Genomic DNA, 21,026 nt, shown 5'->3' on the forward strand with positions numbered 1-21,026 from the left:
CGATGACGGCATCTGAGGCAGGGTCGAACCGGTCGTTGGTTATCCAAGCTTTTCGTGCGCCTGCTTGTGGATAACCTGGGGGTGTACGGCTGGAGGGCCCACGGTGCAAGGGTTGTGGGAGTTTGTACAAAAAAGGTACAAATCTGTAGCGCTTGTGCACACCGTGCGTGGGTAGGCTTGTGGATAACCTTTGGGAAGAATGCTACAGCCCACGAGATTCGCGGGCTGCGGCAGGTTGTTCATTTAATGATCAGCTGCGTTTGCGTAACTGGGTGAGGATGTCCACCGTGTAGACGGCCAGGCCTGCCCAGATGAACATGAAGGCCACCAGGGTGGACGACGACAGGTGTTCGTCGAACAGGAGCACGGCTTGCAGCAGGACCAACGTGGGCGCCAGGTACTGCAAAAAGCCCAAGGTGGTGTAGGGCAGGTGTCTGGCGGCTGCGTTGAAACAGACCAGGGGCACCAGCGTGACCGGGCCGGCGGCGATCAGCCAGAGCGCCTCGCTGCTGGTGTAGAACGCCGGTTGCGCGGTGCTGGCGGTCGGGTTCAGCAGTAGCCAGCCCACTGCCAGCGGCACCAGCATCCACGTTTCCACCACCAGGCCTGGCAGTGCAGCCACGGGGGCCTTCTTGCGGATCAGCCCATAGAAGCCGAAGGTCAGCGCCAGGGTCAGCGAGACCCAGGGCAGGCTGCCGACCTGCCACACCTGCTGGGCCACGCCGAGCGCGGCCAGCAGCACGGCGACCCATTGCAGGCGCCGCAGCCGCTCGCCGAGCAGCAGCATGCCCAGCAGCACGTTCACCAGCGGGTTGATGTAGTAGCCCAGGCTGGCCTCGAGCATCCGCCCGTTGTTCACGGCCCAGACGTAGGTCAGCCAGTTGCCGGCGATCAACGTGCCGCTCAGGGCCAGGATCGCCAGACGGCGTGGATGATCGCGCAAGGCCTGCCACCAGCCGGGATGCTTCCAGACCATCAGCAGCAGCGCGCCGATCACCGCTGACCAGAGCACCCGGTGGACGATGATTTCGGCGGCCGGAACGCTCTGGATGGCCTTGAAGTAAAGGGGGAACAAGCCCCAGATGATGTAGGCCGCCAGGCCCAGGAGATACCCGCGACGCGGGTTTGCAGCGTGCATTGCCGTTTTTCCTTGCAGGAATGAGGGGGCAGGGGTGCCCCGTCGTGATGAAAGAGGTCTTTCAGAACAGCTTCAGCGGCGCCTCGTCCAGGGCGGCGCGCTGTTCGCGCAGGGCCAGGATCTGATCGCCCCAGTAGCGCGGCTGACCGAACCACGGGAAGCTGCGCGGGAAGGCCGGGTCGTCCCAGCGACGCGCCAGCCAGGCGCTGTAGTGCAACTGACGCAGGGCCCGCAGTGGCTCGATCAAGGCCAGCTCGCGAGGGTCGAAGTCGTGGAATTCGTTGTAGCCATCGATCAGCTCGGCCAACTGCCCGAGGCGTTCCTCGCGGGTGCCTGCGAGCATCATCCACAGGTCCTGGACCGCAGGCCCGGTACGGCAGTCGTCGAGGTCGACGACGTTGAAGCGCTCGTCACGGTACATCAGGTTGCCGGGGTGGCAGTCGCCGTGCAGGCGGATCACCTGGTGGGGGGTGGCAGCGTAGATGGCCTCGACCCGCTTGAGCAGATCGCGGGCCACCGACTCGAAGGCGGGCAGCAGCTCCTTGGGCACGACACCGTTGCGCAGCAGGGTGTCCAGCGAAGCGTGGCCGAAATTGGCCACGGTCAGGGCCTCACGGTGCTCGAACGGGCGTGTCGCCCCCACGCCATGGAGTCGGCCCAGCAGCTGGCCCAACCGGTAGAGCTGGTCCAGGTTGCCGGGTTCGGGCGCATGGCCACCCCGGCGTGGGAAGAGGGCAAAGCGAAAATCGCGGTGCTCGAACAGGGTCTTGCCGTCATGGGTGAGCGGCGCGACCAGAGGTACCTCGCAGGCCGCCAACTCGGCGCTGAATGCATGCTCTTCCAGAATGGCGGCATCGCTCCAGCGACCGGGCCGATAGAACTTGGCGATCACCGGCGCATCGTCCTCCAGCCCGACTTGGTAGACGCGGTTCTCGTAACTGTTCAAGGCCAGCACGCGGGCGTCGCTGAGAAAGCCCAGGCTCTCCACCGCGTCCAGGACGAGATCGGGGGTGAGGGTATCGAAAGGATGGGACATGCTGACTCCGAAGGGGCTACGTAAGGCCATGGTAGCGCATTGGAGGCGATCGACTGGGACGGGTAGGAGGTAGCCGTACCGAAGCCGCGTCAGGCGGGCACGCCCAGCAATACCTGGGAAGCCTCGAAGCGGGCCCAGAGCAGGTCGCCGATGCGCACCGAATGGGCCTCGAGCCACGCGGCTTCGGCGAAGGCGCAGAGGGTCTGGCCATTGTCCAGTTGCAGGCTCAGTTCACTGGGGCCGCCCGGGTCGGGCACCAGGCTGTCGACGCGGGCGCGCAGAGCGTTGCAGGCGGGATCGATCGCGCCGGGTTCGCGGCTCAAGGCAACGGCGCCGGCCTTGAGCAGGGCGATGACTGGGGCACCGACGTCCAGGGCCAGCCGCTGAGTGCTGCCACGGGTGATGGACGCGACGATCACCAGCCCGCCGGCCAGGGTCAACTGAAGCCGGTCATGGTGCCCGGCAGGGGTGATGGCGCTGACCTGCCCCTGCCATTGATTGCGGGCGCTGGTGCGCAGCGTCAATCGCCCCAGCAGGTCCAGGTCGTCCACGTGCTCGGCGGCTTCCAGCACCTGCGCTTGCAGGCGCTGCAGACGCAGGTACAGGCGCAGCACGCGTTCGCCTTCGTCGGACAGTCGCGCACCACCACCGCCACGGCCCCCAGTGCTGCGTTCGACCAGAGGGTGCGTGGCCAGGTTGTTGAGTTCATCGATGGCATCCCAGGCAGCCTTGTAGCTCATGCCCGCCGCCTTGGCCGCTCGCGTGATCGAGCCTTGTTCGGCGATGTGTTGCAGCAACGCGACCCGGTGGGGGCGGCGGGCGATGTGCTGGGTGAGCAGGGCAGGCAAGGACATGGCGATCGTCGATGGCATGGAGTGGAATACGGACGGTGCCGCGGGGCAGGGGGTAAGTCAATCCACCTAGTCGAGGCCATGGCGCTTTCAGCGGTCGAGACCGCTTCGGCAGGACGTCGGTCTTTCACTGCAAAAGCGGCAGCGGCCCCATCGCGGGCAAGCCCGCTCCCACAAGCTGCTTGCGCAGCGATGCCTGCATTGCTGGCTGCAGAGGTCTGGGTGGGAGCTGGTTTGCCAGCGATAGGGCCCTGCCAGGCGCCGCCTGCGTCGCGGGTAAGCCCACACATCAGTCCATGCGAACGGGCATGTACCAAGTAGAAAAAATTGCTCCCACAAGCTGCTTGCGCAGTCATGCCTACATCGATGGCTGCAGAGGTCTGGGTGGGAGCTGGCTTGCCAGTGATAGGGCCCTGCCAGGCGCCGCATGCGGTCGGGCATGTACCGAGTAGAAAAGACAGTTGCTCCCACAGGTTTAGCGTCCAGCCTGACAGGGCGGTGTCGTGAGCCTGCAAGGGCTGGCAAGACCGCGAGGGCTTGGAAGACAAAGCCTCTGAACCCGCCGCCACAGCCTGCCAGCGAAGCGCTGCAGGCCTTGTGGGAGCTGGCTTGCCAGCGATTCAGACACCGCGGACTATCAGGCTGTAAGACGCAGGGTTCAGAGCCAGACCGCATCCCAATGCGGATAGTCGCCCACCCGTCGGACCAGCCCAGCCCTTACAGGATTCATGACGATATAACGCGCAACGACCTTGAGGTCTTCTTCACGGCGCAGGGCGCGGTCATGAAAACCCGTTTGCCAGACCGCGCCGGTTCGCCCCAGGCACCTGTTGAGCTGCAAGGCACTGCGAGACTTGACCTGTCGCATCAGCGTCGCAAGCGAGACCGGACCCAACTGCACCAGCCAATGAAAATGGTCGGGCATGACCACCCACGCCAACGAGCACGCTCGACCTTCGGCCTGGACCTGGCGAAATTGCGCGACCACCGTACGGGCCGCAGACCAGTCAGCCAGCAGTGGCTGCCTGTCGAGGGTGGTCGTGGTCAGCAGGTAGATGCCGTTTCTTTGCGAGAAGCGACCTGCCCTCAAGCGTTCACTCCGTGGACGTTCCATGTCCGTGGCTCCTGACAAAAGGTGTGTTTCAGCAGAAGGGATAGCTGGGCATCCACGAGTTGCTCGCTTACCGTTACGCGTCATCGACGACACCCTTCCAGCCGTCCAGCCGTCCAGCCGTCCAGCCGTCCAGCAAGCGCAGCGCCGCAGGCCCTGTGGGAGCTGGCTTGCCAGCGATTGCAGGCGCCGCCGCTACCTGCGCAAGCTCCGATACTCACGCATGCCCCGGCTTGGCCGTGCGCGCCAGGCAGTACACGTCCACCCGACGCGCGCCGGCCTGGCGCAGCAGGCTGGCCAGGGCCTGGGCCGTGGCGCCGGTGGTGAGCACGTCGTCGACGAGAGCCAGGTGCAGACCTTCTACGGCACCGGGATCGAGCACCTGAAAGGCCTGGTACAAGTTGCGCCGACGCGCCGCCGCCTGCAGGCGCTGCTGGGCCGGGGTGTCACGGGTGCGCGCGACGCACTGCAGGTCGCAATCGATCCCCAGGGCCTTCGACAACCACTGCGCCAGCAGTGCCGCCTGGTTGAACCCGCGCTGGCGCAGGCGTCGCCGTGCCAGGGGCACGGGTACCAGTCGATCCGGTCGCGGCAACCCTTCGGCGAAGCGGTGCTGCAGCGCCATGCCCAGCACGTCCGCCATCACCCGCCCCAAGGGCCAGCGCGCCTGGTGCTTGAACCGTGTGATCAGGCTGTCGACGGGAAAACCGTAGTACCAGAGCGCCTGGACCTGCTGGAAAGCCGGGCGCCGTCGATGACAGGCCCCGCAGGTCAGGCCATCGAGGGGCAAGGGCAGTGCACACACGCGACATCTGCTGTCCAGCCAGGGCAGTTCAGCTTCGCACTCGGCACACAACGGATAGGGTTGCTGCGCAGGCTCGCTGCACAATGTACAGAAATGTTCATTGTTTAACCACTTGTAAACCATGCTCATGTATCTGGGTTGACAGTGCATAGGGCTTCCCCGACTATTCGCCTCATCCGTGATGCGCTGGGGTTCCGGCGCGTGTCAGAGCCTACCTAGGGAAACGCCGATGAGCGCCAGCACAATTGCAACCACCCGTCACGACTGGACCTTGGCCGAGGTCCGCGCACTGTTCCAGCAACCGTTCAACGACCTGCTGTTCCAGGCGCAAAGCGTGCACCGCGCGCATTTCGACGCCAACCGCGTGCAGGTCTCGACCTTGCTGTCGATCAAGACCGGCGCCTGCCCCGAAGACTGCAAGTACTGCCCGCAGTCCGGTCATTACAACACCGGGCTGGAAAAGCAGAAGCTGATGGAAGTGCAGAAGGTGCTGGAAGAGGCCGCTCGCGCCAAGGCCATCGGCTCGACCCGTTTCTGCATGGGCGCGGCCTGGAAGCATCCGTCGGCCAAGGACATGCCCTATGTCCTGCAGATGGTCCAAGGGGTCAAGGCCATGGGCCTGGAAACCTGCATGACCCTCGGCCGGCTCGACCGTGAACAGACCGCCGCCCTGGCCGAGGCCGGTCTGGACTACTACAACCACAACCTCGACACCTCGCCGGAGTTCTACGGCAGCATCATCACCACCCGCACCTACGCCGAGCGTCTGCAGACCCTGGCATACGTGCGCGATGCCGGCATGAAGATCTGCTCCGGGGGCATCCTGGGCATGGGCGAGTCGCTCGACGACCGCGCCAATCTGCTGATCCAGCTGGCCAACCTGCCCGAGCACCCCGAGTCGGTGCCGATCAACATGCTGGTCAAGGTGGCCGGTACCCCACTGGCCAATGAAGAAGATGTCGATCCGTTCGATTTCATCCGCATGCTGGCCGTGGCGCGGATCCTCATGCCGCAGTCCCATGTCCGACTCTCCGCTGGCCGTGAACAGATGAACGAGCAGATGCAGGCCCTGGCCTTCCTGGCCGGCGCCAACTCGATCTTCTACGGCGAGAAGCTGCTGACCACCGGCAACCCGCAGGCCGATCGGGACATGCAGCTGTTCGCACGCCTGGGCATCCAGCCCGAGGCCGGCGAAGGGCATGCCGACGAAGTGCACCAGGCCGCGATCGAGCAGGCCGTGATCGAGCAGCGCAACGGCGAGCTGTTCTACGACGCCGTCTCGGCGTGAGCATGGCGTTCGATCTGGAGGCGCGCCTGGCACAGCGTCGCGCTGCGGACCTGTACCGCCAGCGCCCGACGCTGCAGAGCCCGCAAGGCCCCGAGGTGGTTGTCGACGGCCAACGGCTGACGGCCTTTTGCAGCAACGACTACCTGGGCCTGGCCAACCACCCCGAGGTCGTCGAGGCCTGGTGCGCCGGTGCCCGGACCTGGGGCGTGGGCGGTGGCGCCTCGCACCTGGTGGTCGGCCATTCGGCGCCGCACCATGCGGTCGAAGAGGCCCTGGCCGAGTTGACCGGTCGTCCCCGCGCGCTGTTGTTCTCCACCGGCTACATGGCCAACATGGGGGCGATCACCGCGCTGGTCGGGCAGGGCGACACGGTGCTGCAGGATCGCCTCAACCATGCCTCGCTGCTCGACGGGGGACTGCTCAGCAAGGCCCGTTTCAACCGTTACCTGCACAACGATGCCGCCAGCCTGGCCAGCCGTCTGGCACGCGCCACCGGCAATACCCTGGTGGTCACCGACGGGGTGTTCAGCATGGACGGCGACCTGGCCGACCTGCCTGCCCTGGCCAAGGCGGCGCGTGCGCGCGACGCCTGGCTGATGGTCGACGACGCACATGGCTTCGGCACGCTCGGTGAGCAGGGGGGCGGTATCGTCGAGCACTTCGGCCTGGGCATCGACGACGTGCCCGTACTGGTCGGCACCCTCGGCAAGGCCTGTGGCACGGCCGGTGCCTTCGTGGCCGGCAGCGAGGCGCTGATCGAATCGCTGATCCAGTTCGCCCGGCCCTACATCTACACCACCAGCCAGCCGCCCGGCCTGGCCTGCGCCACGCTCAAGAGCCTGGAACTGCTGCGCCGCGAACGCTGGCGACGTGAGCATCTCGATGAGCGGATCGCGCAGTTCCGCGAAGGCGCCCGGCGCATCGGCCTGCGCCTGATGGACAGCCCGACGGCGATCCAGCCGATCCTGGTGGGCGACAGTGCACAGGCCCTGCAACTGTCGCAGCGCCTGCGCGAGCGCGGCCTGTTGGTGACGGCCATCCGGCCCCCTACCGTGGCAGCGGGCAGCGCACGGTTGCGGGTGACCCTGAGCGCGGCGCACAGCGCAGCCCAGGTCCAGCTATTGTTGAATGCATTGGATGAATGTCATGCCTGACGAGGGTGCGCCAATGCGAAATCGACTGATACTGCTGGCAGGCTGGGGGCTCGGTACCGCGCCTCTGCAACCCTTGGCGGCCAGCTTGCGCGCCCAGGACCCCAGGCTTCAGGTGGACCTGGTGACGCTGCCGGAACTGGCGGACGCCGACCCTCAGGCCTGGATCGAACGGCTCGACCGCACCTTGCCCACCGACACCTGGCTGGGTGGCTGGTCGTTGGGCGGCGCGCTGGCCAGCCAATTGGCCAGCCGCCGTGGCGATCATTGCTGCGGCCTGGTCACGCTGGCCAGCAACCCGAGCTTCGTCCGGCGGGCCGACTGGGCCCACGGCATGGCGCCCGACACCTTCGACACCTTCCTCGACGGTTGCCGCAGCCACACCCAGGTCACGCTCAAGCGCTTTCGCGGGCTGTGCGGCAAAGGGGCGAGCGACCTGCGCCGGATCTCCCGGCAGCTGGACGTCGGGCTGCCCGACACCGATCCGCTGTACCTGGCCAACGGCCTGGAGGTCTTGCGTCAACTGGATACCCGGGCTGCGCTCGATGCCTACAACGGGCCGCAGCTGCACCTGTTCGCCGGTGCCGATGCCCTGGTGCCGGCCGAGGCGGCCAAGGCGCTGAGCGACATCCTGCCGGACGTCGAGGTCGGGTTGATGGAGGACTGCGGCCACGCTTTCGTCCTCGAATGGCCGGACGACCTGGCGACCAGCATTACGCATTTCCTGCACGAGAGTGGCGATGACTGACCTTTCACAGCCGCCGCTGGCGCCCTGTCTTCCCGACAAGCGCCAAGTGGCCGCTTCGTTTTCCCGTGCCGCGCCGACCTACGACAGTGTCGCGGCCTTCCAACGCGATGTCGGTGAGCGCCTGCTCGCCGCGCTGCCTACCTCATTGACGCCCTCGAGGTGGCTCGACCTGGGCTGCGGGACCGGGCATTTCAGCCGTACGCTGCGTGCGCGCTTCGACGGCGCGCACGGCCTGGCCTTGGACCTGGCCGAGGGCATGCTGCGTCACGCCCGGGTCCGCGACAGCGCCGCTGGTTACGTGGCTGGCGATGCAGAATCCCTGCCGCTGCGCGACGCCAGCGTGGACCTGATGTTCTCCAGTCTGGCCATCCAGTGGTGTGCCCGCCTGGATCGCGTCCTGGCCGAAGCTTCACGGGTCCTGCGGCCCGGTGGCGTGCTGGCCTTCAGCAGCCTGTGCGTCGGTACCCTGGCCGAGCTGCGGGCCAGCTGGCAGGCCGTGGATGGGCATGTGCACGTGAACCGGTTCCGGGACTTTCAAGATTATGAGCGACAGAGCCTGGCCAGTGGCCTGGAGGTCGTCCAGGTGCAGCGCCGCGCCCATGGGCTGCATTATCCGGACCTGCGCAGCCTGACCCATGAACTCAAGGCCCTGGGCGCCCACAACCTCAACCCCGGACGGCCGTCGGGACTGACCGGACGGGCGCGTGTCGCCGCGTTGATGCAGGCCTATGAGCGCCTGCGCGAGCCCCAGGGCCTGCCGGTGACCTATCAGGTGGTCTACGGCGTGCTGCGCAAGCCATCGGACACAGGAGCATGACATGACCCACGCCTACTTCATCGCCGGTACGGACACCGACGTCGGCAAGACCACCGTCGCCGCCGGGCTGCTGTGCGCGGCGCGGGCGGCCGGGCTGAGCACCCTGGGCGCCAAGCCGGTCGCCTCCGGCTGTGCCGTCACCCCGAAAGGCTTGCGCAACGCCGATGCCCTGGCGCTGATCGCCCAGAGCAGCCTCGTGCTGCCCTACGAGCAGGTCAACCCTTACGCCTTCGAGCCTGCCATCGCCCCGCACATCGCGGCGCGCGAGGCGGGTGTGGCGCTGCACGTGCCCTCGCTGCGGGCAGCCATGCAGCACGTGTTGCAGCAACGTGCGGACTTCACCCTGATCGAAGGCGCGGGCGGCTGGCGCGTACCGCTGTCCGACCAGGCTGCACTGTCGGACCTGGCGATCGCCCTCCGGCTGCCGGTGATCCTGGTGGTCGGGGTGCGCTTGGGCTGCATCAATCATGCGCTGCTCAGCGCCGAAGCCATCGCCCGCGATGACCTGCAGCTGGCAGGCTGGGTCGCCAATGTGATCGAGCCCCGCACGGCGCGGTTGGAGGAGAACCTGGCCAGCCTCGCCGAACGCATGCCGGCACCCTGCCTGGGACGCGTACCCCGGTTGGGTGACGCCAGCGCCAAAGCCGTGGCCGAGCACCTGAACCTGGCGCTGCTCGGTGATTGACCGATGGTCGGATGGCACGGGGCCATCTCTGTTTGGGCATGGATCTTCAGGCGGCAAGGCTGCTCTAATGGCATGACCCGTCATCGCTCTGACAGGAGTTTTCCATGAACATCAGCGGCACCTCCGCCTACCAGCCGGGCCTGAGCGCTATCCAGGCCGGGCAGCGGCGCATCGACGAAACGGCCGGGCAAATTGCAAGCACGGCCGTCGAGCGTACGGCCACCAGCCAGTCGAGCGACTACCAGGCCGAGCGCCTGCGCTCGGTGGACCGCAGCCAACAGCTGGACCTGGCCACCCAGACCGTGCAATTGGACCTGGGTCTCTATCAGGTCCAGGGTGGCCTCAAGGTCGAAAAGGCCTCCGACGAGCTGCTGGGTCGGCTCATCGATATCCAGGCCTGACCTGGGCACGTCCACCTCGCCTGTCCTCGAAACGGCGCTCTTCGGAGCGCCGTTTTTCGTAGAGCGTTCTACTGCGCATGTGCCCTGCATAGAGGAATGCGCTGTGGCATGACGCTCCTGCTTTCCACGCCTACCCAGTCAGTGAGGACATGAGCGCTGTTCACTGACTTACCGGTCACGCTCAATGGCACGATCGTCACTTTTAGCGGCAGAAAAGACCTGCCTGACCCTCCTTGACAACCTACGGCCCTAAACGTAAGTTTCAAACACCTGTTTGACCAAAAAATCGTCACTGCCTTGTGATGCACACCCTGGTCATCCTCCTTCGGATTCATCAGTTGAGGTTCCTCGCCATGCCTGATTACAAAGCCCCCTTGCGCGATATCCGCTTCGTCCGCGACGAACTGCTCGGCTATCAAGCGCACTATCAGAGCTTGCCAGGCTGCGAGGACGCCACCCCGGACATGGTCGACGCGATCCTCGAAGAGGGCGCCAAGTTCTGCGAGCAGGTCCTGGCCCCGCTGAACCGGGTCGGCGATCTGGAAGGCTGCACCTGGAGCGAGACGGGCGTGAAGACGCCGACCGGTTTCAAGCAGGCTTACCAGCAGTTCGTCGAGGGCGGCTGGCCGAGCCTGGCCCATGACGTGGCGCACGGCGGGCAGGGGCTGCCCGAGTCGCTGGGCCTGGCGATCAGCGAAATGGTCGGCGAGGCGAACTGGTCCTGGGGCATGTACCCTGGCCTGTCCCATGGCGCCATGAACACCCTGTCGGCCCACGGCACCGCCGAGCAGCAGCACGCCTACCTGAGCAAGCTGGTGACCGGCGAGTGGACCGGCACCATGTGCCTGACCGAACCGCACTGTGGCACCGACCTGGGCATGCTGCGCACCCGCGCCGAGCCACAGGCCGATGGCTCGTACAAAGTGTCCGGCACCAAGATCTTCATTTCCGCCGGCGAGCACGACATGGCCGAGAACATCGTCCACATCGTGCTGGCCCGTCTGCCGGACGCACCTGCAGGCACCAAGGGCATCTCGCTGTTCATCGTGCCCAAGTTCCTGCCGAGCGCAGACGGCGGGGTGGGCGAGCGCAATGCCGTGACCTGTGGCTCGATCGAGCACAAGATGGGCATCCACGGCAACGCCACCTGCGTGATGAACTTCGACGCCGCCACCGGTTACCTGATCGGCCAGGCCAACAAGGGCCTGAACTGCATGTTCACCTTCATGAACACCGCGCGCCTGGGGACGGCACTGCAAGGGCTGGCCCACGCCGAAGTGGCGTTCCAGGGCGCGCTGAAGTACGCCCGCGAGCGCGTGCAGATGCGTTCGTTGAGCGGCCCCAAGGCGCCGGACAAGGCCGCCGATCCGATCATCGTCCACCCGGACGTGCGCCGCATGCTGCTGACCATGAAGGCGTTCGCCGAAGGCAACCGCGCCATGGTCTACTTCACCGCCCAGCAGGTGGACATCCTCAAGTACAGCCAGGATGAAGAGGCCCGCGCCAAGGCCGATGCCCTGTTGGCCTTCATGACCCCGATTGCCAAGGCCTTCATGACCGAGGTCGGCTTCGAGGCCGCCAACCACGGCGTGCAGGTGTTCGGTGGGCATGGCTTCATCGCCGAGTGGGGCATGGAGCAGAACGTGCGCGACAGCCGCATCGCCATGCTCTACGAGGGCACCACCGGCATCCAGGCTCTCGACCTGCTCGGCCGCAAGGTGCTGATGACCCAGGGCGAAGCGCTCAAGGGCTTCACCAAGATCGTGCACAAGTTCTGCCAGGCCCAGGCCGGCAACGAAGCGGTCAAGGAATTCGTCGAGCCGCTGGCCCAGCTGAACAAGGAATGGGGCGAGCTGACCATGAAGATCGGCATGGCCGCGATGAAGGATCGCGAGGAAGTCGGGGCCGCGTCGGTGGACTACCTCATGTACTCCGGCTACGCCTGCCTGGCCTACTTCTGGGCCGACATCGCCCGGGTCGCCGCCGAGAAGCTGGCCGAGGGCACCTCCGAGGAAGCCTTCTACACGGCCAAGCTGCAGACCGCGCGCTTCTACTACCAGCGCCTGCTGCCACGCACCCGCGCCCATGTGGCGGCGATTCTCTCCGGTGCAGGCAACCTGATGGACATGAACGAAGAGCACTTCGGCCTGGCCATCTGATCCTCCCCCCACGGGCCGCCTCGAACAGGCGGCCCGTCGCCTTCTGTGCAGCGGCCCGCGGGCCGCTTCGATCGTTCAACGAGAGGTAGCCATGGCTGACTACAAAGCGCCCCTGCGCGACATGCGGTTCGTTCTTGAAGAAGTCTTCGACGTCGCCACGCTGTGGGCGCAGATGCCGGCCCTGCGCGAGCTGATCGACGCCGAGACGGCGATGGCCGTGCTTGAGGAAGCGGGCAAGGTGACGGCCGAACGCATCGCGCCGTTGAGCCGCTCCGGTGACGAGGAAGGCTGCCGGTGGGAGGCGGGTGCCGTCAGCACGCCCGCGGGCTTCATCGAGGCCTACCGGACCTATGCCGAAGGCGGCTGGGTCGGCGTCGGCGGTGACCCTACCTACGGCGGGATGGGCATGCCCAAGGCGATTTCGGCGCAGGTCGAGGAAATGGTCAACGCGGCCAGCCTGTCGTTCGGCCTGTACCCGATGCTGACCGCCGGGGCCTGCCTGTCGATCCACGCCCATGCCAGCGAAGCGCTCAAGCAGCGCTACCTGCCGAATCTCTACGCCGGCACCTGGGCCGGCTCGATGTGCCTGACCGAACCCCATGCGGGCACCGACCTGGGCCTCATCCGCACCCGGGCCCAGCCACAGGCCGATGACAGCTACCGCGTGACCGGGACTAAGATCTTCATCACCGGCGGCGAGCATGACCTGACCGAGAACATCATCCACCTGGTACTGGCCAAGCTGCCCGATGCACCGCCCGGGGCCAAAGGCATCTCGCTGTTCCTGGTGCCAAAATTCAGCGTCGACGAGCAGGGCAGGCTGGGCGAGCGCAACGCGGTCCATTGCGGGTCCATCGAGCACAAGATGGGCATTCAGGCCTCGGCCACCTGCGTGATGAACTTCGACGACGCGATCGGTTACCTGGTCGGCGAGCCGAACAAGGGCCTGGCGGCCATGTTCACCATGATGAACTACGAGCGACTGGGCGTCGGCATCCAGGGCCTGGCCTCGGCCGAGCGCTCCTACCAGAACGCCATCGACTATGCCCGCGAGCGCGTGCAAGGGCGTGCCGTGGGCGGCGCGCAGGCACCGGACAAGGCCGCCGACCCGATCATCGTGCACCCCGACGTGCGGCGCATGCTGCTGACCATGAAGGCGCTGAACGAAGGCGGGCGGGCGTTCTCCACCTACGTGGCCCTGCACCTGGACAACGCCAAGTTCAGTGATGACCCGGCCACGCGCCAGCGCAGCGCGGACCTGGTGGCGCTGCTGACCCCGGTGGCCAAGGCCTTTTTGACCGACCTGGGGCTGGAGTGCACCGTGCATGGCCAGCAGGTGTTCGGCGGCCATGGCTACATTCGGGAGTGGGGCCAGGAGCAGCTGGTGCGAGACGTGCGCATCACGCAGATCTACGAAGGCACCAACGGCATCCAGGCCCTGGACCTGATGGGGCGCAAGGTGGCGGGTAGCGGCGGGGCGTTCTATCGCGTGTTCAGCGATGAGGTGCGTGCCTTCGCCGATCAGGCCGGCGCTGGGCTGAGCGAGTTCACCGAGCCGTTGATGGCTGCACTGGGCCAGCTGGACGCGCTGACCGACTGGGTGCTCGAACGCGCGCAGCACGATGCCGAGGAAATCGGAGCGGCATCGGTCGAGTACCTGCACACCTTCGGTTATGTCGCCTACGCCTACTTGTGGGCACGCATGGCCCAGGCGGCGATGGACGGCGCGAGCGAGGATGATTTCTATGGGAGCAAGCTGGGCACGGCCCGGTTCTACTACGCACGCTTGCTGCCACGGGTGCATTCGCTGATCGCCAGCGTCAAGGCTGGCAGTGCGAGCCTGAACTTTTTACGGCCTGAACAGTTCTGAAACAGCGCGTATCTGGAAACGAGACAGATTTGTAAGCATTTTCCTACACGGCGTGGTGACTTTTCTCCACTTCCCGGCGATTGGATCCACTGTTAATCTTTCTCACATGGACGACGCGCTGGGAGCGCAGAGGACAGCACAAGGATCTGCTCAGGATGACCTGCCAAGATGGCGGGAACGATACGGAAATCGATGAAACGGATGTCAGAGACACAGTCTGGAATACCCCGCCTCGGCGGGGTTTCCTTTTTTGTGCGTCCGTCAGGCTGACGGGTCGAGACGCCCCCGTCCGCCCACGCCTGTGACGGTCTCTTCCTCGAGCAGCGTTCGCAGCAGTTCCACCGCGGCCTGCTGGCGTTGCGCATCGCGAAACACCAGGCCCACCTGAAGCGGCACACGCGGTTCGCTCAAAGGCTTCCACAACAGGCCCTGATCGTCTTCGGCGGCCTCCTTGGCGCGTCCTGGCAGAATCGTCGCCAGCGAGGTGTACGCCAGGCTGTCCAGAATGCCGCCCATGTTGTTCATTTCCGCCTGAACCTGCGGGCGCCTGCCCAGGTTGGCCAGTTCGGCCTGCCAGATCTGCCGGATCTGGAACTCCTCGCCCAGCATCAGCATCGGCAGCTCCGCCGCCTGGCTGAGCGAGACCTTCTTGAAGTCTTTCAGCGCATGGTCGTTCGGGATCACCAGTTGCAGTTCATCCTCGTACAACGGCAGCCCGTGCAGCCCTGGTTGACGCGGCGCCAGGTAGCTGATGCCGATGTCCAGGCTGCCATTGAGCAGACGCCGCTCGATGTCCAGGCCGGACAGCTCGTAGATCTGCACGATCAGGTGCGGCTGGGCCTTGCGGACGCGCTCCAGCAGGCGCGGTACCAGGCTGGGTCGTACCGTCTGCAGGACACCGATGGCCAACGTGCGCAGGGCCTGGCCCTTGAAGCTGCGCAGGGCATCGCGGGCCTGGCGCAGACCGTCGAGCAGGGGCAGAGCATGGTTGTACAGCGTGTGGGCGGCCAGCGTCGGCAGCAGGCGTCTGTTGCTGCGCTCGAACAGGCTGACCTCAAGGATCTGCTCGAGCTGACGGATCTGTTGCGACAAGGCCGGCTGGGACAACGACAGGCGTTCGGCGGCGCGACCGACGTGGCCCTCTTCATAGACCGCGACGAAATATCGCAGTTGGCGGAAATCCATAAGCGCTACTTATCGGAAAAGCTCGAAAAACCAAATGGCCGGTGGCCGGTAAGGCGCCTAGTCTACGCCGCGTCATGGCGGTTGGCAGATGTTTTACGCACCTGCGCGCCATGGATGCGAATGACGTTTGGATAGGCCAGGCAAAACACCTTTTTCGACGGTGTACCGTTCGGCGCATGACCGAGCCCTGGCAGCCTTGACCGTGATCGGCTGGAGCCTCGATGAACCTGTTCAACTTGCGCCGGATGGCGCCGACTGCCGACGTGCCGCTGTCTTCACCCCGTTTCGAACCCCTGACGCCCGATGCGTCGCGCCGTTTCCTGATGCCCGCTGCTCGACAGGCCGACCAGGTGTTCGTGCGCGGCCAGGGGTCCTGGCTATGGGACGATCAGGGGCATGCCTACCTGGATTTCCACCAGGGCGGTGCGGTGAACAGCCTGGGACATAGTCCGGACGTGCTGGCCAAGGCGCTGGCCGACCAGGCACGGTCGCTGATCAATCCCGGCGCCGGCTTTCAAGGGCAAGGGCTGCTCACACTGGCCCAGCGATTGTGCCAGAGCACCGGCAGCGATCAGGCCTATCTGCTCAACAGCGGCAGCGAAGCCTGCGAGGCGGCCGTCAGGCTGGCGCGTCGCTGGGGTCAGCAGCATCGCCATGGGGCCGACCGTATCATCGTTGCACGCCAAGGCTGCCACGGGCGAAGCCTGGGGACGCTGCCGGCCTGCAAAACCGAAGCCGCCTCCGGGTTCAGCCACGTCCCCTTCAACGACTTGGCGGCCCTGCATGCCGCCGTGGATTCCAACACCGTGGCCATCTTGCTCGAGCCGATCCAGGGGCAGGCCGGCGTGATCCCCGCGTCACGTGAGTACCTCAAGGGCGCCGAGGCCCTGTGCCGTGCGCTGGGCATCCTGCTGATCCTCGATGAAGTACAGACCGGCATGGGTCGTTGCGGCACCTTGCTGGCCGAGCAGCGTCATGGCGTGCGCGCCGACCTGGTCGCCCTGGGCAAGGGACTGGGCGGTGGCGTACCCCTGGCCGCCTTGCTGGCACGGGGCACGGCCTGCTGCGCGGCGCCCGGAGACCTGAGCGGCAGCCACCATGGCAATGCGCTGATGAGCGCGGCCGGTCTGGCGGTCCTCGAGACGGTGCTGGCGCCGGGCTTTCTCGACCAGGTCGAGGACACCGGCCGTCACCTGCGCGATGGCCTGAGCCGACTGGCGGCGCGCTTCGGTCAAGGCGAGGTGCGTGGCCAAGGGCTGCTCTGGGGCCTGCACCTGCGCGAGGCCTCTGCCCAGACCCTGGTCGCGGCGGCCATGCAGGAGGGTCTGCTGCTCACGGCGCCCCAGGCCGATGTCTTGCGCTTCACGCCAGCGCTGACCGTCAGCAAGGGCAACATCGACGAGATGCTCAAGCGCCTGGCGCGCGCTTTCGCCATGACCCGCGCCCATTCATTCGAGGCCCGTCGCGCCTCCGCCTGACGCCTCCACCGAACCGTCTGCGTTCCTGCGCATCGCCCCTGGCCCGCCCCTTTGGCCCGGGGCGTTTTTTTGCGCGCAATAAGCTGGCTTGAACCTCTGTTTGAAAGCGACAGTCTGTTGAGTTAACCAATCGAGGAGCTACGACATGGACCTGATCCGCATTCTGATCGCCATCATTCTTCCACCCGTAGGCGTCTTCCTGCAGGTCGGTTTCGGCGGCGCGTTCTGGCTGAACATCCTGCTGACCATGCTGGGCTACATCCCCGGCATCATCCATGCGGTGTACATCATCGCCAAGCGCTGATCGTATGGCCCGAGGCGCTGGCGCGACTCGGGCACGGCGTCAACGGCCCAGGACCTGGCAGTAGAACGTCCATTCGTGTTCCAGCGCATGGGCCAGGTTGGTCGCCTGGCGAAAGCCATGGCGCTCCCCGGCATAGAAATGCCCTTCGGCCTGCAGCCCCTGAGCCTTCAGTGCGGCCAGCATGCTGCGCGTCTGCTCAGGCACCACCACCGCATCCTGCTCGCCCTGGAAGAAAATCACCGGCACCGTGATGCCTGCAGCGTGCAGCAGAGGGGTGCGTCGTGCGTAGCGGTCGGCATCCTGGTCCGGATCACCGATCAGCCAGTCCAGGTAATCGGCCTCGAACTTGTGGGTCGCGCGCGCCAGGGCCAAGGGATCGCTGACGCCGTACAGGCTGGCACCGCCGCGGAAAACGTCCCTGAACGCCAGGGCACAGAGCGTGGTATAGCCACCGGCACTGCCGCCGCGAATGAACGCCTGGGCCGGATCGATCAGCCCTTGCTCGGCCAGGTGCGCCACCACTGCGCAGGCGTCCTCCACATCGGCCTCGCCCCAGCGCAGGTGCAGCGCTTGTCGATAGGCACGCCCGTAGCCGGTGCTGCCCCGGTAGTTCAGGTCGGCGACCGCGAAGCCGCGCTGGGTCCAGTACTGGATGCGGGGGTCGAACACCGGGTAGCACGCCGAGGTCGGTCCGCCGTGGATGAACACCACCAGCGGCGAAGGACCTGGCGCACCCTGGGCGGGGTAGAAGAACCCATGGGCCTGCGCGTCGCCGCTGGCGTAGCGCAGCGGCTGCGGGCAGGCGATGTCGGCCTCGGGCAAGGGCGCGACGCCACCGCTCAGCACCTTGATGGCGCCACTGTGGCGATCGAGGGCGATGACGCCGGCAGGGCGTGTCGGCGAGGCAGCGATGGCATACAAGTGCGTGTCGTTCAGCGCCAGGCTGCGAAAGCGGCTGTACTCGGTCGCCAGGCGCTGGCAGGTCTGGTCGGCAGTGCAGTGGCCCAGCACGGCGAAGCCGTCTTCGAACCAGCTGGCCACATAGGCGTCGGGGCCCAGGGGCAACCAGGTGCTGGCGCCCAGTTGCCAGGGGGCGGCGGCATGGTCGGCAGTGTCGGCAGGCAGGGCTTGCCAGCAGCCGTTGCACTCACCCCACGGCTGCCAGTAGCCGTGGCGGTCGGACAACGCGTACAGCCGGCCCTGGGCGTCGAAACGTGGTTGCTGAAGTGATGTGTCCTCGCCTCCCCCGGCGATGCAGCGGGGGGCGCCCCAGGCCCCGTCCTGGACCCGGTGCCGGTTCATCAATCGCGTGGCGGTCCAGGGCTGGGCCGGGCGGTCCCATTCGATCCAGGCCAGGCGCTGGCCGTCGTCGCTCAGCGTGGGCGCCGCGTAGAAATCCGCACCTTCGGCCAGCACTTGGCGCCCCTGCATGTCGAGCGCCACCAGGCGGTGCTCGACCGGCTCGCCTTGGGTTTCCTCGACCGCCAGCACCTGGCGGCCATGGACGTGCAGGTCGCCGTAGCGACGGTCTTCGGATGCGGTCAACGCCTGGGGCGCGCCACCGTCCACCGATTGGGCATAGACCTGCTGATCCGCCTCGTTGACGAAATACAGGTGCGTCTCACCCACCGTGAAGCTGCCGCCGCCGTATTCATAGACGCGGCTGCGGACGCTGAACCCATCCGGCGTCAGGCACACCGCCTGACCGTCGCGCCAGTGCCAGAGCCGGCAGGCGCCATCGGCCGGGCGGAATTCGTTCCAGAACACGCCGGCCGGACTGACCTTGAGGTCGGCGAAATCGGTCCCGGCCGCCACCGCCTGGGCTGCACTGAAGGGCTCAGCCACGGGCGATGACCCGTGAGTTGCGTTCGTTGCGGAAGGTGAGGTCTTCGATGGCCTGGTGGGCATGGTCTGCTTCCTCGCGCGCCTTGAGAATGATGTCGTGGTCGGCTGACTTGGCGCACACCGGGTCGGCATTGCTGGCGTCGCCGGTGAGCATGAAGGCCTGGCAGCGGCAGCCGCCGAAGTCCTTTTCCTTTTCGTCGCAGGAGCGGCAGGGCTCGGGCATCCACTCATAGCCCCGGAAGCGATTGAAACCGAAGGAGTCGTACCAGATGTGCCGCAAGTCATGGTCGCGCACGTTGGGGAACTGCACCGGCAACTGACGGGCGCCGTGGCAGGGCAGGGCCGTGCCGTCGGGCGTGATCGTGAGGAACAGGCTGCCCCAGCCGTTCATGCAGGCCTTGGGGCGTTCTTCGTAGTAGTCCGGGGTGACGAAGATCAGCTTGCACGGGCTGCCGGCGGCCTTGAGCCGTTCGCGGTATTCGTTGGTGATGCGCTCGGCGCGCTCCAGTTGCTCCCGGGTCGGCAGCAGGCCCAGGCGATTGAGGTGCGCCCAGCCGTAGAACTGACAGGTGGCCAGCTCGACGAAGTCCGCCTCCAGGGCGATGCACAGCTCGATGATGCGGTCGATCTTGTCGATGTTGTGCCGATGGGTGACGAAGTTGAGCACCATCGGGTACCCGTGGGCCTTCACCGCACGGGCCATCTCCAGTTTCTGGGCGAACGCCTTGCGCGAGCCGGCCAGCAGGTTGTTGACCGTCTCGTCGCTGGCCTGAAAGCTGATCTGGATATGGTCGAGCCCGGCCTCGCGGAAGCTGGCGATCTTGCGCTCGGTCAGGCCGATCCCCGAGGTGATCAGGTTGGTGTAGTAGCCCAGCCGCCGTGCTTCGCCGATCAGCTCGGCCAGGTCCTGACGCACCAGCGGCTCGCCGCCGGAGAAGCCCAGTTGCGCCGCGCCCAGCTCACGGGCCTGGGCCATGACCCGGAACCATTGCTCGGTGCTCAGCTCCTGTCCCTGCTGGGCGAAGTCCAGCGGGTTGGAGCAGTACGGGCACTGCAGCGGGCAGCGGTAGGTCAGCTCGGCCAACAGCCACAGCGGCAGCCCCACCGGCGGTGCGGCGGGCAGGTCAGGCGAAGACGATCCAGTGCTCGGCATGGGCCACCTCCATGAACTGTTCGATGTCGTCGGCGAGCTCGGGCACGTCGGCGAACTGCTCGGCCAGCGTCGCGATGATCGCGGCCACCGAACGCTGGCCGTCGATCAGCCCACCGATCAGCGCGGCGCTTTCGTTGAGCTTGATCATGCCCTCCGGGTAGAGCAGCACATGACCTTGTTGCGCCGGCTCGTACTGGAACCGGTAGCCGGGGCGCCAGCGCGGCACCTGTCGACGGTCGAAACTCATAAGGCGATCCCCTTGTGCCAGACCCGTTCGCGGGTGACGCTGTGGTAGGGCGGACGGTCCAGTTCGTAGGCCATGCTCATGGCGTCGAGCATGCTCCAGAGGATGTCCAGCTTGAACTGCAGGATCTCCAGCATGCGCGTCTGGCTCTCACGCGTGGTGTAGTGCTGCAGGGTGATCGACAGGCCGTGCTCCACGTCGCGGCGAGCCTGGCCCAGCCGGGTGCGAAAGTAGGCGTAGCCGGCCGGATCGATCCACGGGTAGTGCTGCGGCCAGCTGTCCAGGCGCGACTGGTGGATCTGCGGCGCGAACAGCTCGGTCAGCGAGCTGCTGGCGGCCTCCTGCCAGCTCGCACGGCGGGCGAAGTTGACGTAGGCGTCCACGGCGAAGCGCACGCCGGGCAGCACCAGCTCCTGGGAGCGCAACTGGTCCGGGTCCAGGCCGACGGCCTGCCCCAGGCGCAGCCAGGCCTCGATACCGCCGTCCTCGCCTGGCGCACCGTCATGGTCGAGCAGGCGCTGGATCCACTCGCGACGCACCTCGCGGTCCGGGCAGTTGGCCAGGATCGCGGCGTCCTTGAGCGGAATGTTCACCTGGTAGTAGAACCGGTTGGCCACCCAGCCCTGGATCTGCTCGCGGCTGGCGCGGCCTTCGTACATCGCCACATGATAAGGGTGGTGGATGTGGTAGTAGTCGCCCTTGGCGCGCAGGGCCTGCTCGAATTCGGCAGGGGACATCGGTGGGGTGTCGCTCATGG

The 21,026-nt window shown here is 66.3% G+C and carries 19 protein-coding genes; 9 read left to right on the forward strand and 10 right to left on the reverse strand.

The genetic code is table 11. From position 1 onward, the window contains the following. Nucleotides 1-250: 250 nt before the first annotated feature. The 5 genes from APT63_01445 to APT63_01465 form a co-directional block, all read right to left on the reverse strand. Nucleotides 251-1,138 carry a chloramphenical resistance permease RarD gene (locus APT63_01445; GenBank protein AMA44383.1) on the reverse strand — a complete coding sequence of 296 codons (888 nt, stop codon included), beginning with the start codon at nt 1,136-1,138 and terminating at the stop codon, nt 251-253. Between the two features lie 61 nt (nt 1,139-1,199). Further along, a complete protein-coding gene (locus tag APT63_01450) occupies nt 1,200-2,174 on the reverse strand; it encodes a serine/threonine protein kinase (protein AMA44384.1) in 975 nt (324 codons plus the stop codon). Nucleotides 2,175-2,263: 89 nt separating this feature from the next. After that, complete coding sequence (locus APT63_01455; protein ID AMA44385.1) at nt 2,264-3,028, reverse strand: molybdenum-dependent transcriptional regulator; 765 nt, start codon at nt 3,026-3,028, stop codon at nt 2,264-2,266. 655 nt (nt 3,029-3,683) lie between these two features. Next, nucleotides 3,684-4,139, reverse strand: coding sequence for a transposase (locus APT63_01460; GenBank protein AMA44386.1), 456 nt, complete (start codon nt 4,137-4,139; stop codon nt 3,684-3,686). Nucleotides 4,140-4,353: 214 nt separating this feature from the next. Next, a complete protein-coding gene (locus APT63_01465; protein ID AMA44387.1) occupies nt 4,354-5,091 on the reverse strand; it encodes an amidophosphoribosyltransferase in 738 nt (245 codons plus the stop codon). A gap of 79 nt (nt 5,092-5,170) precedes the next feature. On the opposite strand from APT63_01465, the gene APT63_01470 reads away from it, so the two are divergent. From APT63_01470 to APT63_01505, 8 genes are all read left to right on the forward strand, one after another. Then, entirely contained in the window at nt 5,171-6,229 is a 1,059-nt protein-coding gene (locus APT63_01470) for a biotin synthase (protein ID AMA44388.1), read from the forward strand. Nucleotides 6,230-6,231: 2 nt separating this feature from the next. Then, entirely contained in the window at nt 6,232-7,383 is a 1,152-nt protein-coding gene (locus APT63_01475) for an 8-amino-7-oxononanoate synthase (GenBank protein AMA44389.1), read from the forward strand. A 13-nt stretch (nt 7,384-7,396) separates the two neighbouring features. Beyond that, nucleotides 7,397-8,128: a transporter gene (locus APT63_01480; GenBank protein AMA44390.1), complete on the forward strand. Its 732-nt coding sequence runs from the start codon at nt 7,397-7,399 to the stop codon at nt 8,126-8,128. Beyond that, a complete protein-coding gene (locus APT63_01485) occupies nt 8,121-8,945 on the forward strand; it encodes a malonyl-[acyl-carrier protein] O-methyltransferase BioC (GenBank protein AMA44391.1) in 825 nt (274 codons plus the stop codon). Before APT63_01480 ends, APT63_01485 begins: the two co-directional genes overlap by 8 nt. 1 nt (nt 8,946) lies before the next feature. Then, nucleotides 8,947-9,630: a dethiobiotin synthase gene (locus APT63_01490; protein ID AMA44392.1), complete on the forward strand. Its 684-nt coding sequence runs from the start codon at nt 8,947-8,949 to the stop codon at nt 9,628-9,630. Nucleotides 9,631-9,734: 104 nt separating this feature from the next. Next, nucleotides 9,735-10,031 (forward strand): pyrroloquinoline quinone biosynthesis protein PqqE, encoded by a 297-nt coding sequence (locus tag APT63_01495; protein ID AMA44393.1) that lies wholly within the window; start codon nt 9,735-9,737, stop codon nt 10,029-10,031. 353 nt (nt 10,032-10,384) lie between these two features. Continuing rightward, nucleotides 10,385-12,190, forward strand: a complete 1,806-nt coding sequence (locus APT63_01500) for an acyl-CoA dehydrogenase (protein ID AMA44394.1) — start codon at nt 10,385-10,387, stop codon at nt 12,188-12,190. A gap of 91 nt (nt 12,191-12,281) precedes the next feature. Then, the gene (locus tag APT63_01505; protein AMA44395.1) at nt 12,282-14,060 is read left to right on the forward strand and encodes an acyl-CoA dehydrogenase; all 1,779 of its coding nucleotides are present in this window, start codon (nt 12,282-12,284) and stop codon (nt 14,058-14,060) included. Nucleotides 14,061-14,321: 261 nt separating this feature from the next. Here the strand turns inward: APT63_01505 and APT63_01510 are convergent, their stop codons facing one another. Next, the gene (locus APT63_01510) at nt 14,322-15,245 is read right to left on the reverse strand and encodes a LysR family transcriptional regulator (protein ID AMA44396.1); all 924 of its coding nucleotides are present in this window, start codon (nt 15,243-15,245) and stop codon (nt 14,322-14,324) included. A 221-nt stretch (nt 15,246-15,466) separates the two neighbouring features. Between APT63_01510 and APT63_01515 the strand changes: the two genes are divergently transcribed. Further along, on the forward strand, nt 15,467-16,723 hold the full coding sequence (locus APT63_01515; GenBank protein ID AMA44397.1) for an acetylornithine aminotransferase: 1,257 nt from the start codon (nt 15,467-15,469) through the stop codon (nt 16,721-16,723). Between the two features lie 343 nt (nt 16,724-17,066). Here APT63_01515 and APT63_01520 read toward each other — a convergent pair whose 3' ends face one another. Genes APT63_01520 through APT63_01535 form a run of 4 tightly spaced genes read right to left on the reverse strand, consistent with a single transcriptional unit; the run spans nt 17,067 to nt 21,024 of the window. Beyond that, nucleotides 17,067-18,935 carry a peptidase S9 gene (locus tag APT63_01520; GenBank protein AMA44398.1) on the reverse strand — a complete coding sequence of 623 codons (1,869 nt, stop codon included), beginning with the start codon at nt 18,933-18,935 and terminating at the stop codon, nt 17,067-17,069. Then, nucleotides 18,865-20,025 (reverse strand): pyrroloquinoline quinone biosynthesis protein PqqE, encoded by a 1,161-nt coding sequence (locus APT63_01525; protein ID AMA44399.1) that lies wholly within the window; start codon nt 20,023-20,025, stop codon nt 18,865-18,867. Before APT63_01525 ends, APT63_01520 begins: the two co-directional genes overlap by 71 nt. Further along, nucleotides 19,997-20,272 carry a coenzyme PQQ synthesis protein D gene (locus APT63_01530; GenBank protein ID AMA44400.1) on the reverse strand — a complete coding sequence of 92 codons (276 nt, stop codon included), beginning with the start codon at nt 20,270-20,272 and terminating at the stop codon, nt 19,997-19,999. Before APT63_01530 ends, APT63_01525 begins: the two co-directional genes overlap by 29 nt. Next, nucleotides 20,269-21,024 (reverse strand): pyrroloquinoline quinone biosynthesis protein C, encoded by a 756-nt coding sequence (locus tag APT63_01535; protein ID AMA44401.1) that lies wholly within the window; start codon nt 21,022-21,024, stop codon nt 20,269-20,271. Before APT63_01535 ends, APT63_01530 begins: the two co-directional genes overlap by 4 nt. Nucleotides 21,025-21,026 lie beyond the last annotated feature (2 nt).

The sequence above is a fragment of the Pseudomonas monteilii genome, from assembly GCA_001534745.1.
Taxonomy (GTDB): domain Bacteria; phylum Pseudomonadota; class Gammaproteobacteria; order Pseudomonadales; family Pseudomonadaceae; genus Aquipseudomonas; species Aquipseudomonas alabamensis.